The organism is Geosporobacter ferrireducens (assembly GCF_001750685.1).
Lineage (GTDB): Bacteria > Bacillota > Clostridia > Peptostreptococcales > Thermotaleaceae > Geosporobacter > Geosporobacter ferrireducens.
In genome coordinates, this window is the sequence record NZ_CP017269.1 from 5,345,718 (window position 1) to 5,361,035 (window position 15,318).

The 15,318-nt window shown below is 35.1% G+C and carries 17 protein-coding genes; 14 read left to right on the forward strand and 3 right to left on the reverse strand.

Annotated features, from left to right (window positions below):
* Positions 1-73: 73 nt before the first annotated feature.
* Entirely contained in the window at positions 74-493 is a 420-nt protein-coding gene (locus tag Gferi_RS25085) for a hypothetical protein (RefSeq protein ID WP_069980846.1), read from the reverse strand.
* A gap of 453 nt (positions 494-946) precedes the next feature.
* Here Gferi_RS25085 and Gferi_RS25090 point away from each other — a divergent pair, with 453 nt between their 5' ends.
* The 4 genes from Gferi_RS25090 to Gferi_RS29070 all read left to right on the forward strand — a co-directional run bounded on the left by Gferi_RS25090 (position 947) and on the right by Gferi_RS29070 (position 2,095).
* Positions 947-1,252, forward strand: coding sequence for a hypothetical protein (locus Gferi_RS25090; RefSeq protein WP_069980847.1), 306 nt, complete (start codon positions 947-949; stop codon positions 1,250-1,252).
* 39 nt (positions 1,253-1,291) lie between these two features.
* The gene (locus Gferi_RS25095) at positions 1,292-1,561 is read left to right on the forward strand and encodes a tyrosine-type recombinase/integrase (RefSeq protein WP_083273761.1); all 270 of its coding nucleotides are present in this window, start codon (positions 1,292-1,294) and stop codon (positions 1,559-1,561) included.
* 112 nt (positions 1,562-1,673) lie between these two features.
* Entirely contained in the window at positions 1,674-1,877 is a 204-nt protein-coding gene (locus Gferi_RS25100) for a hypothetical protein (RefSeq protein WP_069980849.1), read from the forward strand.
* A gap of 89 nt (positions 1,878-1,966) precedes the next feature.
* Complete coding sequence (locus Gferi_RS29070) at positions 1,967-2,095, forward strand: hypothetical protein (RefSeq protein ID WP_257785960.1); 129 nt, start codon at positions 1,967-1,969, stop codon at positions 2,093-2,095.
* Between the two features lie 168 nt (positions 2,096-2,263).
* Here the strand turns inward: Gferi_RS29070 and wrbA are convergent, their stop codons facing one another.
* Positions 2,264-2,872: an NAD(P)H:quinone oxidoreductase gene (wrbA, locus tag Gferi_RS25105; RefSeq protein ID WP_069980850.1), complete on the reverse strand. Its 609-nt coding sequence runs from the start codon at positions 2,870-2,872 to the stop codon at positions 2,264-2,266.
* Positions 2,873-3,193: 321 nt separating this feature from the next.
* Between wrbA and Gferi_RS25110 the strand changes: the two genes are divergently transcribed.
* Both Gferi_RS25110 and Gferi_RS25115 read left to right on the forward strand, forming a co-directional pair.
* Positions 3,194-3,931: a YkgJ family cysteine cluster protein gene (locus tag Gferi_RS25110; protein WP_069980851.1), complete on the forward strand. Its 738-nt coding sequence runs from the start codon at positions 3,194-3,196 to the stop codon at positions 3,929-3,931.
* A gap of 70 nt (positions 3,932-4,001) precedes the next feature.
* Positions 4,002-4,898, forward strand: a complete 897-nt coding sequence (locus Gferi_RS25115) for an EamA family transporter (RefSeq protein ID WP_069980852.1) — start codon at positions 4,002-4,004, stop codon at positions 4,896-4,898.
* Positions 4,899-5,150: 252 nt separating this feature from the next.
* Here Gferi_RS25115 and Gferi_RS25120 read toward each other — a convergent pair whose 3' ends face one another.
* A complete protein-coding gene (locus tag Gferi_RS25120; protein WP_069980853.1) occupies positions 5,151-6,020 on the reverse strand; it encodes a LysR family transcriptional regulator in 870 nt (289 codons plus the stop codon).
* Positions 6,021-6,319: 299 nt separating this feature from the next.
* Here Gferi_RS25120 and Gferi_RS25125 point away from each other — a divergent pair, with 299 nt between their 5' ends.
* The 8 genes from Gferi_RS25125 (at position 6,320) to hflC (ending at position 15,236) form a co-directional block, all read left to right on the forward strand.
* Positions 6,320-7,768 carry a YfcC family protein gene (locus Gferi_RS25125; RefSeq protein WP_083273762.1) on the forward strand — a complete coding sequence of 483 codons (1,449 nt, stop codon included), beginning with the start codon at positions 6,320-6,322 and terminating at the stop codon, positions 7,766-7,768.
* Between the two features lie 15 nt (positions 7,769-7,783).
* Positions 7,784-8,959, forward strand: coding sequence for a M20 family metallopeptidase (locus tag Gferi_RS25130; protein ID WP_069980854.1), 1,176 nt, complete (start codon positions 7,784-7,786; stop codon positions 8,957-8,959).
* A 646-nt stretch (positions 8,960-9,605) separates the two neighbouring features.
* Positions 9,606-10,106 (forward strand): MarR family winged helix-turn-helix transcriptional regulator, encoded by a 501-nt coding sequence (locus Gferi_RS25135; protein WP_069980855.1) that lies wholly within the window; start codon positions 9,606-9,608, stop codon positions 10,104-10,106.
* A 78-nt stretch (positions 10,107-10,184) separates the two neighbouring features.
* Positions 10,185-11,351 carry an ArsA family ATPase gene (locus Gferi_RS25140; protein WP_069980856.1) on the forward strand — a complete coding sequence of 389 codons (1,167 nt, stop codon included), beginning with the start codon at positions 10,185-10,187 and terminating at the stop codon, positions 11,349-11,351.
* Positions 11,352-11,369: 18 nt separating this feature from the next.
* Positions 11,370-11,591 (forward strand): hypothetical protein, encoded by a 222-nt coding sequence (locus tag Gferi_RS25145; protein WP_069980857.1) that lies wholly within the window; start codon positions 11,370-11,372, stop codon positions 11,589-11,591.
* 15 nt (positions 11,592-11,606) lie between these two features.
* Positions 11,607-12,767 carry an ArsA family ATPase gene (locus Gferi_RS25150; RefSeq protein WP_069980858.1) on the forward strand — a complete coding sequence of 387 codons (1,161 nt, stop codon included), beginning with the start codon at positions 11,607-11,609 and terminating at the stop codon, positions 12,765-12,767.
* A gap of 240 nt (positions 12,768-13,007) precedes the next feature.
* Positions 13,008-13,934 (forward strand): FtsH protease activity modulator HflK, encoded by a 927-nt coding sequence (gene hflK / locus Gferi_RS25155; RefSeq protein ID WP_069980859.1) that lies wholly within the window; start codon positions 13,008-13,010, stop codon positions 13,932-13,934.
* Between the two features lie 12 nt (positions 13,935-13,946).
* Entirely contained in the window at positions 13,947-15,236 is a 1,290-nt protein-coding gene (hflC, locus tag Gferi_RS25160; RefSeq protein ID WP_069980860.1) for a protease modulator HflC, read from the forward strand.
* Positions 15,237-15,318 lie beyond the last annotated feature (82 nt).

Sequence of the window (15,318 nt, forward strand, 5' to 3'; positions counted from 1 at the left end):
TTCTTTATTAATTTCGCAGATTTAGCACTTTTTCGATGGTCTGAGGAATACTAAATTCCTCTTCTTTTTTATTTTAGTATTTGGTAGCAGACCAGAAAATTGATGCAGGTCCATAAAATACACCAGAATATTGGTTTCCATTGCTTGAAACCCATTGGCAATCCGCCCACTTAATGATCATATATCCTGGGTTTAAACCAGCCTGTTCTTTCTTGACCATTGTATCTGCAACTGTTTTTAAACTAGATGTTAAACCAGCAGCTTCAATAGCTTTAAAAATTTCAAGCTCTGTCATTACTGGATCAGCTGCTGTTTGGAAAGCCGTTTTAGCAATTCCTTTCAAAGCAGCTGAAGCATAAGCTGTTATTCCTATCTCCGCAATAAGTGCAAATAAATCTTTAGCACTTGTTCCAAGCTCCATTACAGCAAATTGAAAAGCTTGAGCAGGCGTATAATTTTTGTAGCTAACATTTCCTATAACTTGCAATGGCATAAAATCCTCTCCCTTTTGTTTTTTATATTTTTCTAGGCTTCCACTCTCTGGCCAGTTCGTTTTGCCCTACATTAGATAAGAAGAAAAAAAGGATAAATAAATCAACCATATTCCAAAAATATTTTTTAAAAACTTTTTTTCAAAAGTGGTTGATTTATTTATCTCTTTCTCCGTTTTATATAAAGTGAGGCAAATTTTTGAGTTAGAAAAGCTATATTTTTTTACTTATTTTATCGAACATACGTTCTATAAATATGTTATAATTATTTCTATCTCTGTAATAATATGGGAATATATTCCTATTTTTAGAACTTGTAGTTTTTTTTTACAAAAAATGGATGATTAAATCTTATAAAATCTGTCTTATATAGTAGGGGAATTTAATTACTTTCAAATTTAAGCTTTTTACTATTGGAAAAGGATGTATCGAGGTTTACTTAAGGAGGGGATAAGATGGATCACCTGGCAAGAAGCTTTCTAGAAGAAGATACAGAAAATAGGGATCTATACATTAATGGCATCCTATTGAAGAATCAGACATCCATAGAAAGCCTCAACAAAAAGTTTAATGATTACCTATTCAGAATCAACCTGTGCAGTTACATAAAAAAATCTATTGCCTTTGCAGCAATAGATTTAAAGAAAAAAGAAAGTACCCTTAGAGAAAAAAGAAGTTTAAGGAGCATACTTATATACGGGAAGGTAAGACCGGTAAAGAGAAAAAACTCCCTATCAACCAGAGCGCTCAGGATGCCCTAAAACGGCTTTTAGAATTAGAGGTAAACCTTTGCCCACTATATTTTTTTCTCGAGAAAGGGTGATAATTGCGCTCTAGGACGAAAAATGACATGGACTATTTTAAAGAATGCTTGTGCAGCTTTAGGGGTAAAAGAAAATGTAGGTACCCATACCCTTAGGAAGACCTGGGGCTATTGGGCTTGGAAGAGTGGTGTGCCACTGCCGATCATAATGGAGGTACTAAACCACAGCAGCTTATCGGTAACCAAAAGGTACTTAGGAATCACCCAGGATGAGATCAACGATGCTTACATAGGATTGAATTTATAAAAATATATTGTCAGTATGTTCCTTAAAAATTATGAAGGAGGAACTAGAAAATGTGTAATGAAAAAAAGATAAAGGGTTTGCCCGTTGGGTAATTCATGTAGTCTATAGTAAAATGGCTAAAGAAAATTTACAAAAAGCCATAAACAAAGAAATTGAATTAAAAAAGATTATAGAGCAGTTGGAAATAGAGACAACAGATTGGTCAGAAATAGATTATGATCGCTATTCATATATAAGAAGCAGAGACAATGGGTATACAGGAGGAGATTCAGGAGAATTATCTAAGTACAGTTATATTTTTTTCTTTAGCTATTGAAGCATACATATTTGATTATGCAGCTAGAAATTTAGGAGACTCTTTTGTTAGTGTTTATATAGATAAATTTCCATAATATAGAAGAACAAATGAAAAAATTTATTGACTTAGAAAGTGCTGCTAAGAAAGCTATAAAAACACTAGAATTGCTAGCTAAGGAATTAGACAAATTGAACCCTGACGAAAATTCAATTTTTACTTTGGCTAGGCAAGGTTAAAAAAACTATTCCTTAAATACAATTTTAGAAAATAACTAACCCCCTGGTTTAAACCAAGGGGTTTTACTATGCAGCAATGTCTGGCTTTATTAAGAAATCTAATTGTATTTGGGCAGGTGCATTTGCATAATCATTTTCTAAAGCCTTTTAAGATAAGCAAATTTACTTCTAGCGGCCTTTTTTAACCCACTCTGCAACAGTTATTGTCCTTCTAGCCTGATGTTTAACAGCTTCTTTAACATCTTCCAGCATTTTTCCCTCTTGATCTACTGTCACACTTGTTCCGTATGGATTGCCGCCTGCAGCAAAGATCGATGGATCTGTATACCCGGGAGGAACTATAATTGTACCCCAGTGCATCATGGATGTATATAAGCTTTTAATGGTTTCTTCTTGCCCACCATGGGAATTTTGCGCTGAAGACATAGCACTGACAACCTTATTTACAAGTTTGCCTTGGGCCCAGAGACCACCTGCGGTATCGATAAATTGCTTTATTTGAGAGGGAACATTTCCAAATCTAGTAGGCATACTAAAAATATAAGCATCTGCCCAATCGAGGTCTTCATGAGTAGCTGTAGGTACGTCTTTCGTTTGATTTACATGTGCTCTCCAAGCAGGATTAGAGTCAATTGCTGCATCAGGAGCAAGTTCCTGTACTTTGACGACCTTTACATCAGCTCCAGCTTCTATTGCAGCCTCTTCCGCCCATTTTGCCAATTGGTAGTTCGTTCCTGTGGAACTATAATATATAACTGCTAATTTAACCTTTTCCATTATTGAATTCTCCTTTCTACTATTTATGTACTTTGAGTATGCATTCTGTAAATGTTTGCAAAATACATACTCAAACTCTGTACATTTGATATTAAAGATATTACCCTATATAAATTCAATTATTCATAAAAAAAATAAATTATGCTAGAGGAAACTTAGTTTCATAGTGAATCTTATTTAAATAGCAGGTGGTTTTCTTGTACAATTTATAAAAGAAAATATAGGATATTCGTTATAATCAGTTGTAAATACTTTAAAATATGGCATAATGGTAAAAGTGATTGAATCTATTGAATAAATATTTATAGGGGGGATATTCTGATGATGAGTCGAAAGACAATTGATAGAGATCTGAAGGTGTTTATAAGCAAAGGATATAAAGAAAAATTGGACAGAATTTATAAGAAATTTCCAGAAACTACATGTGCAGGTTGCGGGGTGTGTTGTACAGATTCTCCTGTCATCACCTATCCGGAATTACTATATGTTATAGATTATTTGCGCAATGGAGAACTGCGTGATATACAAAAGAAGCAAATCACGAAGAACGCAATGCTAGAATTCTTTTATGGCCTGATTGATCCAACGTTAGGCTGCCCTTTTTTGGATAATAACAAAAGATGTTTAATTCATAAGGTGGCGCCAATAGCCTGTAAACGGTGGGGACTGCAGAGTAAGGAAGAAAATGATCAAGATTGGGAAACCGATTATAGGATAAATAAAGAAGTAAAGGCCTACTATCTAAAACTAGGAATCGAACTGTCTGATAAGGTAATTGACCGGAAAATACCTTACTGTGATAAGGTTACAGTCGTAAAAAATTCATATAACTTTGTATCAAGTGATTTCGACAAAGAGGCTGGTAAAATAGAACCGATACTCTTTTATTTTGGAGATAAAACAATAGAGAATTTTACCCTATGTACCTATATCGCTTATATTACACTAGGAGAAAGGATGTTCAATAAACGGATACAATTAATGCGTGGATATAATTCTGGTGACAAGGAAGCAATTAACAGGTTTATTGATAATATTGAATTTAAGAGCATTTTTTAGCAGCAAATATGGCATAATCAAGCTTAGAAGCAGTAGTCTTAAACTTTAATATATTTAGGGGGAGGATATCTTGAACAGACGTGATATCGGAATAGGATTAATTGTAGTGATTTTATGGGGGCTTAACTTTATTGCCATTAAACTGGGTTTGGCAAATATGCCTCCATTGCTGTTGGCAGCTGTCCGTTTTATTGTTGTATGTCTGCCGGCAATCTTTTTCTTGCCAAAGCCACCGGTAGCTTGGCCTTGGCTCATTGCTCTGGGTTTGACCCTCAACGTGGGGCAGTTTGCTTTTCTTTTCATGGGCGTTAAACTGGGGATGCCCGCAGGGCTATCTTCTCTTGTACATCAATCCCAGGCGTTTTTTACATTGGTGATTGCGGCCGCGTTGATAGGAGAGCGGTGGCATTGGAATCATGTAGTAGGTCTTATAATAGCTGCTGGTGGTATGGTTGTTGTAGGATCGCAGCAAGGAAGCAGTATGACAGCAGCCGGCTTCTGGCTCACCCTGACAGCATCTGCCAGCTGGGGTGCGGGCAATGTAATTATGCGTCGTGCTACGCAGGGCGTTCCTCCCTTTTCTATGTTATCTTTAGTCGTCTGGGCAGGGGCAGTAGCTATACTACCTTTAGCATTCTTATCTTTATGCTTTGAAGGACCCTCGGCATGGCAAGCTGCATGGCATTCCGTCAATCGGATTACAATCCTTTCGATAATTTACTTGGCTTACTTTGCTTCGCTTGCTGGTTATGGCTTGTGGGGGAAGCTGCTGTCCCGTTATCCTGCAGCGATGGTTTCTCCATTTGCACTATTGGTACCGGTAATAGGCATGAGCAGTGCAGCTGTATTTTTGAAAGAGACATTCTCTCTGTGGCAGATGATCGGAGCATTATTGGTGATGACTGGTTTGGTAGTCAATGTTTTGGGTGGACGTCAAGAGAAAAGCGTAGAAAAGGAACAGGTATAGTTTGGCAGTTTCAGATTCTTTTCAAAACTGTTCATGTCGGCAGCGGTTTATATATGCTTCTTTATTACTGTTTCTTTTATTGTCCTTTGTTTTGTAGACTTTAGCGCTCAATGTGAATTTATGCAATTCGGAATTTAAAAATAAAAAGAAAGCTCTCTGCCGCTTAGAGAGCTTTCTTTTTATTTTTATAAATGCGGTTTTACAGATTTAATTATCCCAATTCAGAGAGATTTGCCCACGATTAAAACAAGATCAAAACTCATTTATTATAAAATCTGTAAAAACTTTAATTGCCGGTTGTTCTGCAGATTTATTTTTATAAAGCATAACGGTTTTTCTCAGCATAGGTTGTCCATCCAGCCAAATCAAAGGATAAAAGAGAATTGAACGTTGGTTTCTGATATGCATTTTAGGTAAAATCGTCCATCCAAAACCGTGAGAAACCATTTGAATGCTAGCTTCTATTGAGTTTACCCGTATAATGTTGGAGGGTGGCGGAGTGAAAAAATGATCCATCCACCAATCATAAAATTCTTTATCTAATTGTGTAATTGTTGTTGTATCATCTTGGATCCAAGGGATAGAAGGCAATTGTTTGAACTCAATAGGAATTGAAGATATAATACCGTAGGGTTCTTCGCTAATAACATGTTTTTTTTCTGCCCACCCCATATCGCCTCTACGAATGATTACGTCAACGTCATCTTGCTGCAGCATATTAGGAAGCTGAAGCGTGCTCGATCCTGTCCTTAAAACTACTTCTACATTAGGAAATCGATTTTGAAATGTTTTGAGAAGGGGTGCAATTTTGTATTTTGCAAAGACAGTACTAATACCTAGCCGTATTGTACCTTTTATTGGATCATTTGCATTCTGAAGATGATTTTTCAGTAGTTCAAATTTTTCTAACATTTCTCTAGCGTATGCTAACAGAGATTCACCTTTTGTTGTAAAGGAAACTCCGTTGGAGTGACGATTTAATATTTTTATCCCAAACTCCTTTTCTAATTTATTAAGACGATAAGTAAGAGAAGGTTGAGAAATATAAAGGCGTTCTGCAGTTTTGCATAGGCTTTTTTCAGCATCAATAGTTTTAAGTATAATCCAGTCCATCGAATCCATATAAGTCCCCTCTTATACAATCAAATAATCATTAAGAGATCAAATAAAGGTAATGTTCTAATTTTTCTAATTATTATACTACAATGTTAGACGCTGAACAAGTTTGTACTATTAATAATATTTTAATGAGATAAGGGAATGGATGATAAAAATAAAAAGAATAAGCCATAGAAAATTTCTATGGGTAAGCAATAAAATATTGATATTTCTGTAGTTTTTTGTTTTGTAATAAAATATGCATAATAGCTCACATAAAATGATTCCATGTGAGAGTGAGATAACAGGGGGAGGAGTAAATTATGTCAACATTCAGTAAAGAAAGGCAAGACAAAGTAGAAACAGTGCAAAAAGAGAACAGTAAGAAGATGTTCAAAGTTCCGCATTCATTTGTTATTATCCTTTTCATCATAATATTTGCCGTGGCCTTTACTTGGATAATACCAGCCGGAGAATTTGAGAGAACTAAAAATGATTTAGGAATAACAGTAGTAAACCCAACAACATTTAAATACATTGATTCTTCACATGTAAGTTTATTCAGCATACCTTTATATATTATTAATGGATTTATAAAGTCCGCCGATTTATTTTTCTTGATTATATTATCAGGCGGTGCATTTAATGTAATTACCAGTAGTGGTGCATTACAAGCTGCTGTGGGCAAAGTTGCCAAAAAATTTTCAACGAAAGAATCAATATTTATTCCGATATTAACGCTTCTATTTGGATTAATCTGCACTACACAAGGGGTTAACATATTTATTGGATTTGCTCCAGTTATCGTTATGATCGTTAGAGCGATGGGATTTGATTCAATAGTAGGGGCTGGCATTATATTATTAGGTGGGGCAGTAGGGTTCTCCACAGGAACCCTTAATCCGAATACCACAATAATTGCACAGAAGCTAGCAGACTTGCCGCTTTATTCGGGAATAGAATTTCGTATTCTGAGTTTTTTAGTATATATGGCTGTTACGAATATATTCTTAGTTCGTTATGCGAAATCAGTTAGAAAAAATCCACAATCAAGTTCTATGTATGACTTAGATATTATGGATCAATCCATAGTAGGCAGGGATTTAGACACATTTGGAGATATGAACGCCAGAAATTGGTTTGTCATGCTTTCTCTAGCGGGAACCTTGGCAGTAATCGTCTACGGGGGTGTAAAATTAGATTGGGGGCTAAGTGAAAGCTCTGCAGCATTTATATGGTTAGGAATTGTCGCAGGAATAGCCGCAGGGTATGGTCCAAGTAAAATTGCTTCCTGTTTTATTGATGGGGCAAAGAAGATGGTTTCAGCAGCTATGATTATTGGTTTGGCAAGAGCTGTACCAGAAGTACTAACTTCAGGCAAAATCATAGACACGATTGTGAATGGGTTAGGAATAATTTTAGGAACTGTTCCAAGATTTGCCCAAGGAATTGCAATGTATATTGCAAATAATTTTATTAATGCATTTATTACATCTGGAAGCGGACAGGCTTCAGCTACGATGCCTATTATTATTCCACTCTCAGACATAGTGGGAATTACTAGGCAAACATCTGTATTAGCATTTAACTTTGGAGATGGCTTTAGTAATTATATCTTGCCAACGTCTACAGCGCTTATGGGGATTTTAGGGGTCACAAATATTCCCTATGACAGATGGATGAAATTTATGTGGAAGATGTATTTGGTATGGGTGTTAACTGGATGTGTTTTAGTATTTACAGCACAAATGATTCATTTAGGACCGATGTAAAAATGGGAGGGTTACATGAAAAATAAATTATTTCTAGAAATTGATCGTATGAGACCAGAATTGATAGATATGTCGGATTACATTTTTGATAATCCGGAGCTGGCATTTAAAGAAATTAAAGCGGTGAAAAGTTTAACCCAATACTTAGAAAGAAATGGATTTTATGTAGAATGCGGATTAGGCTCTTTAGATACTGCATTTCGTGCAGTGTATGAAAATGGAACAGGGGGGCCTACAATAGGACTTTTGTGCGAATATGACGCACTTGAAGGATTAGGTCATGGTTGTGCGCATCATATGCAAGGACCGAGTATTCTAGGGGCTGCTGTTGCAATAAAAGAATGTATAAAAGAAAAACCCTTTAAGTTGGTAGTTTATGGTACACCAGGGGAAGAGGGCGGTGGTGGCAAGATCATCATGTTAAGAGAAGGGTACCTCTCTGATATAGACCTTGCACTTATGATGCATGGCGGTCCGGCTACCCAAACAGATGTTAAGTCATTGGCAGCATCAAGCATAAATGTTACATTTCATGGGAAAAGTGCACATGCGGCACTAAAGCCGGAACTTGGTAGGAGTGCACTTGATGCGTTATTACTTACATTTCAGGGTGTTGAGTTTTTAAGAGAACATGTTCTTGAAGATACGAGAATGCATTATACAGTATCGGACGCTGGAGGACCTTGTAATGTAGTTCCAGGGAAAACAGTAGGTTCTTTTATGTTACGTTCTTATAATTCAATATATTTAAAGGAAGTAACAAGACGATTTGAAAGAATTGTTGAAGGTGCAGCCTTAATGACAGATACAACTTATGAGATTGAAACAGAAAAAACGCTTGAAAGCAAGATACCAGTTTATAAACTGAACGAATTATTGATGAATAATGCAGAACTGGTTGATGCGCCTGTTAGAAAACCAGCAAGAGAAAAAACAGGGTCCACTGATTTTGGCAATGTAACGTATATATTGCCGGGTGCCTGTATTCGAGTGGCTTTCGTCGATGAAAATGTATCTTCGCACTCATATGATTTTATTCATGAGGGAAAAACGGAAAGGGCACATAAGGCCGTAATTATTGCGGCAAAAATACTGGCAGGAACAGCGTTTGACCTTGTCCATAGTCCCAATCTTGTTAAAGAGATTCAGAATGAATTTAGCAGAACAAAGGAGAAGATGAACATTTTTTAACATTGCTGCTAAGAGGACAGTAAAGAGAATAAAAAGGATAAGGTTGTGAGTACAATATTTGCAGTATACAGCTTAAAATTAAGAGACCGCTATTTCGTTGTTTAAAATGCATATATGTAACATATAATAGGTGCAATTTGATTTCAAATTGCACCTATTATATGTTTTTTATTTTAAATAAAAAGTAATCGTGTCAGAGCTGTTGTCAAAGTCGATGATATATATATTAATTGCGTAACAGAAATACATGCAATGATAAAACGTGTCAATTCACTCTCGATTCGGCTTCCAATCACTGAAGGAAGGAACATATCCGCAAATCCTACGACCAATGTTCGAGAAGCCAAGCTAGCTTCAGGCACCTGTAACAGCTCAAGGAGAGGAACAAAAGGTAGTCCCGGCCATTGAAAAATAGTTAATATTTTAATCGGTTGATATAAAGTAAAGTGAATGTTAAAAAATCTGCAACAAGCATAAATAACTTATTTGCAACGAAATGTATATAGATGCAAAATCTAAGTAAATAGAATTAAGTTTTTATCCAATTACATAAGGTATTGTTGTTGCTTTCTATTGACATATAAATACTTCTAATGTAGAATTAAAATATACTTCGATTAAAGAACTATTTCAAGGAGAATGCTTAATGTCACCCAATGAAGGATTTGGTTTTGAGCCGATAATTTTTAGTTATATTGACGAATTAAAAATCTTGTTTTTCCCGGACCAGTGGAGCAGTGCATTCTTAGATTATTCGAAAAATGAAATCCTCGCTCTTTTGTTTCTCTATAGAAACAAGCGTGCGAATATGACTGAGATTTCAGACTATATCAATGCGCCTTTGAACACAACTACGGGAGTTATTAGCAGACTGGAAAAAAAATTAATGGTGGAAAGAAAAAGAGATGATGAAGACAGAAGAGTGGTAAATATTGTTTTGACAGAAAAGGCTGAAGCATTCATAGACCAAGAAAAAAAGATCATTGAATATTATTTTAGGGAAGTATATAAAGTCCTAACGGATGAAGAAAAGCTTGCGGCTATGAATATATTTAATAAAATTATTTCTATACTAAAACAAGGAAGAAATAAAGAGAAAGAAGAAAATCAGACAGCTAAGAAGGTTAAAAGAATAATTATTGAATAGCTTAGGATACTAAGTTATTTTTTGGCAAAATACTTCGATAAAAGAACTATTCTAGAAAAGAATTATAGGAGGTATCGTATGGGGAGAATAATAATTTTTACAGGAAAAGGCGGAGTAGGAAAAACTACTACTGCAGCAGCACATGCAGTCAAAGCTGCAAAAGAAGGGATGAGAACTTTAATTGTAAGCACGGATATGGCGCATAACTTAAGTGATTTATTCATGAAAGAAATAAAAGAAGAACCTGCGGAAATATTCGATAATCTTTTTGCATTGGAAATAGATTCAAATTATGAGATGAATAGACATTACGGAAGTATTTCAGAAGCTTTTAAAAATATGATCTCCTTCAAAAATGCAAAAGATGAGGAGATAATGGAAGATATTGTTGTATTTCCAGGTATTGAAGAGTTATTTTCACTATTAAAGATACAAGAATTATATAATCAAAATATTTATGACTTAATCATAGTAGATTGTGCACCAACGGGTGAAACACTTTCCTTATTAAAATTTCCAGAGCTTTTTTCCTGGTATATGGAAAAGTTATTTCCTATTGGAAAGGTAGCAATGAAAGTATTAAGGCCCATTTCCAAGGTGGCTTTTAAACTGGATATGCCGAATGAAAATGCAATGAATGATATTGAAAAACTCTATATTAAGCTGGGGATGCTGCAAAGTCTTTTAAAGGATAGGGAAATTTGCAGTATACGGCTTGTTACCATACCGGAAAAAATGGTACTAGAGGAAAGCAAGAGAAGCTACATGTATTTAAATTTATATAATTTTAACGTGGATGGACTCTATATTAACAGGATCATGCCGGCAGATATAGATAATAGCTTTTTTGATCAATGGAAGCAGATACAAAAAAAATATTTAGACGAAATTCACTCAATATTTTCTAATATCCCAATCTATAAAATAAAGTGGTATGAAGTAGATATAAATGGAGTTAGCGGATTAGAGCGAGTGATGGAAGATTCCTTACAGGATGCAAATCTATTCAAAGTTTTAAAAACAACAGTTAATGAAACATTTGCAAAAACAGAGAATGGCTATCGACTTGATGTTTATATACCTTTTACCAATAAAAAAGATTTTGAAATTTTCGAATCCGGAACAGATATTATAGTGAAAATTGGAAATTTCAAAAGAAACATACCTATACCGAATGTCATTAGAAAATACTCGATAGCTTCAGCTAAGCTAAATGAGGAAGTACTGAGTATCTATTTTGAATAAGAGAGGAGGGTGCTTTGGATGAATAAGGAGTTTATTAAGAAAATCATTAAAGCTGAAAAATATAAATATGAAGCAATAAAGGAAATATTGCCTACCCATCTCAGAAAAAGAGTAGAAGAGTTTGAGAAAGATGCATTTGAGCTATTTAAAGATGTTGCATTTGAACTGATGAAAGAGGATATAAAGGAAGAAAAAAGTAAGAAGGCAGTCAAAAAAGTTGATGTGGATTTTTCTTCGTAGATGGGAGGGGAAAGTATGAGAATTATATTATATACAGGAAAAGGTGGAGTAGGAAAAACCAGTATAGCAGCTGCTACAGCTTGCAGAATAGCTAATCAAGATAAACGTGTATTGGTTGTGAGTACAGATCAGGCCCATAGCTTAGGGGATTCATTTGACATGAAGCTTTCCAGTGATCCTCTAAGAATAAGTCATAACCTCTATGGGATGGAAATAGATTCTGTTTTAGAGAATGAGCATGCTTGGGCAAATATAAAGAACTATTTTGAAAAGCTAATACTATTACAATCAGATAAAAGCATAGAAGCTGAAGAATTATTAGTATTCCCAGGTTTTGAAGAATTGTTAGCCTTGCTTAAGATTAAAGATATATACGATGAGGGAAAATATGATGTTTTAATCGTGGACTGTGCACCTACAGGAGAGACGATGTCATTGCTTAAATTTCCGGATTTATTTAAATGGTGGATGGAAAAGCTTTTTCCTATTAAAAGAAAAGGAGCGAAGATTGCAAAGCCGATCGTCGAAGCTGCTATGAAAATACCTATGCCTACAGATGACATCTTCGATGATATTGAAAAATTGTATGCTAAAATTGATGAACTGCACAGTCTTATGCTTGATAAGGATATTGCTAGTATAAGGATTGTCACAACACCAGAAAAGATTGTAGTGAAGGAAGCCAAAAGAAGCTTTTCCTATCTTCATTTATTCGATTATAATGTGGATGGCATTATCATCAATAAGATTTTTTCAAAAGACTCTCTAAAGGGGTATTTTGAAAGATGGGAAGACATTCAGAAAGAGTGCATTGATGATATCCACGCTGGTTTTAAAGGAATCCCGATTTTTAAATTAGAATTAATGGGCGACGAACTTAGAAAATATGAAATGCTTCAAAAAGTCGGGGATAAAATTTATGGAAATATTCGTCCGGAAGATATCCTTTTTCAGGATAAAATATTTACCATAGAAAAGGAAGCTGAAGGATACAATCTTGCAATCAATATGCCTTTTGTAGATAAAAGAGAACTAAAGCTCACTCAAAAGGGTGATGAGCTGACGATATCAATCAAAAATGAGAGAAGAAGTTTTGTACTGCCAACAAAGCTTCAGTCTAAAGAAGTAGCATACGCGAAATATGATGGGGGTAAGCTGAATATTCATTTTATTTAAGCTATTCAAAAGCCGCAATTTGTGCGGCTTTTTACATAGACAAAAAAATCATTTCCAGCTGCTGCTGATTCTTTTAGAAGGTATATAGATACAAATGTGGAAATATTTATTATGGATATGATCTTTTAGGAGGGTTATAAGAATGCAATCGCTGAGAAATGTATGTTGTTCAAAAGTAAGGGGGCAAATGTTAATAATGTTGTTCATAATGAAGCGTGACTTACAAAAGGGGGAAGCCATATGCAAAAACGGTCTAAAATAATACTCTACCTCATTTTAGGAATCATTCTCGTTTCAAACAGCTGGTATATTGTAAAGACAGGAGAAAAAGTCCTGGTAGTCAGATTTGGGGAAAATGTACATATAGAAACCACAACGGGACTAAAATTTAAGATACCCTTTATAGACCGTATTGTCAAGTATAATACCGATGAATTGCATCAGTTAGAATATGGATTCATATCTCATCAAGAAGGCAATGGCAAAGACAACCGAGCTGTGAAATTGGGGTATACGGATAATCAAGCAGAATCCTTATTGCTTACGAAAGGAAGTTATATCGTAAACGGTGAGCTGATTCTACAGTATAAGATCGGAAATATTTATGATTATCATTATAAAGTAGACGATAAAATAGGAACATTGCGGCTTGCACTCGAAAGTGTAATTAGACGGAATGTCCAAAACAAGAGTCTCGATGATGCTTTATTAAATAAAGAAGTAATATCAGCTGAGATTTTGCCGGAGATCAGAAAGAAAGTCAATGAATATGCGCTGGGCATAGAAGTAGTAAATGTTGAAATTCAAAACATCAGCGTCCCGAGTGAAGTTAAATCGGCATATGATGATGTGAATAACGCCAAAAACGAAAAAAGTGGAAGATTAGAAGAAGCCAACAAATATAAGAATTCTATAATCCCTGAAGCAAGAGCGGAAGCGTATAAAATGGTAGAGGAGGCAAAAGGATATAAATCGGAAAAATTGGGTCAGGCAAAAGGAGATGTTGCAAGCTTTTTACAGGTTTATGAACAGTATAAAGTTGCTCCTACTGGAACAAAGAAACGATTGTACTTAGAAACAATGGAAAAGGTCTTGAAGAATGCCAAAAATAAATACATTGTTGACATCCAAGACGGTGCCATCAAATACATTCCAATAGGTCAGTAGGGGGGAGATTCTGTGTTAAAGGGAAACAGGACTAGTTTTAAATTCCCAAAGTTTATTCCAAGTTATTTGCCACTTTTATTTGTTTTTGCAACAATAATTTTCGGGTTGAAAAATTCTTTGATCATAACAATACTCATACTCGCAATACAAAACCGAAAAAAGATGAAAGGAATATTTTTAAAAAGAATCAATCGTTCGATTGAAAGTTCTAATGAAAAGAACGAAGTAGAAGGAGAAGAAGCTGCATGCAATGATGAGATACCAAATACCCTTCTGTATCAAGAAAAACAAGGAGGAAGTGCGATGAGAAATTCTAAACTAGGAGATATGCATATCAATTTCAGTCAAATCCCAAACCATTTTCGATTTGACAAAAAAGCATTAAGCATGGTCTTATTCCTAGTAGGGTTGATCTTTTTATTTAATTTGAGCACCTTTACAGTAGATGAATCTACTACAGTTGTAGTAAAAACCCTGGGTAACATGAATAAAGTAATTGTAAGCAAGGATAATGCAACAGTCGACATTCAAAACGCTTTAAGACCGGATTTTAAAGACCTGAAAATTGTAAAAGATAAAGGATTGTTTTTTAAGATGCCTTTTATACAAGACATAAATCGCTATACGAGTAAATTAATTACTTATGAATCAACAGAGGAACTGGTTACAACAGGTGATAAAAGACAGTACATGGTTAAATTTTTCGCCCAATATAAAGTCACACATCCTGGGTTATTTGAAGTAAGTATGGGGGGCTTTTCTAAGGCTAATTCTACGCTGGATAACTTGATTTATCCAGTAATTATTAAAAAGATAAATAAATTGCCAAGTGAAGAGTTTCTAACAAACAAGGAAAGATTATACAGCGAATTAGAAGAAAGTAAAAAGGAATTAAATGAGAAAATTGCACTATATGGAATAGAAGTTGATGATATAGAGATTCATAGAACCCTTTTACCTCCGGCGAACATTGCATCCACATATGATAAGATGATTAAGGAACGCCAAGCGATAGCGCAGCAAATAAGGAGTGAGGGTGATGAGGAATATGATAAGGTGGTGGCTGATACCGATCGTGAAAAAAAGGAACTGCTAGGTGCAGCGATCGAGGAAAGCGAAGGAATCAGAGGAGAGGCAGATGCTGAGGCACTAAAAATCTACTCGGAAGCTTTTAGCAAAGATCCCGGGTTTTATGAGTTCTTACGAACACTAAAAGCCTATGAAAATAGCATTGACAGTGATACCATAATCTACCTGGATAAGAACAATGAATTATTAAGGATATTTAGCAACGGAAACTAGCTGGAAAATTCTCCAATAAACATTTTACCGGCGCTGTACGTAAATGCTGGCATTTGAGGATTAAAGGAAAAGGACTGCTTTA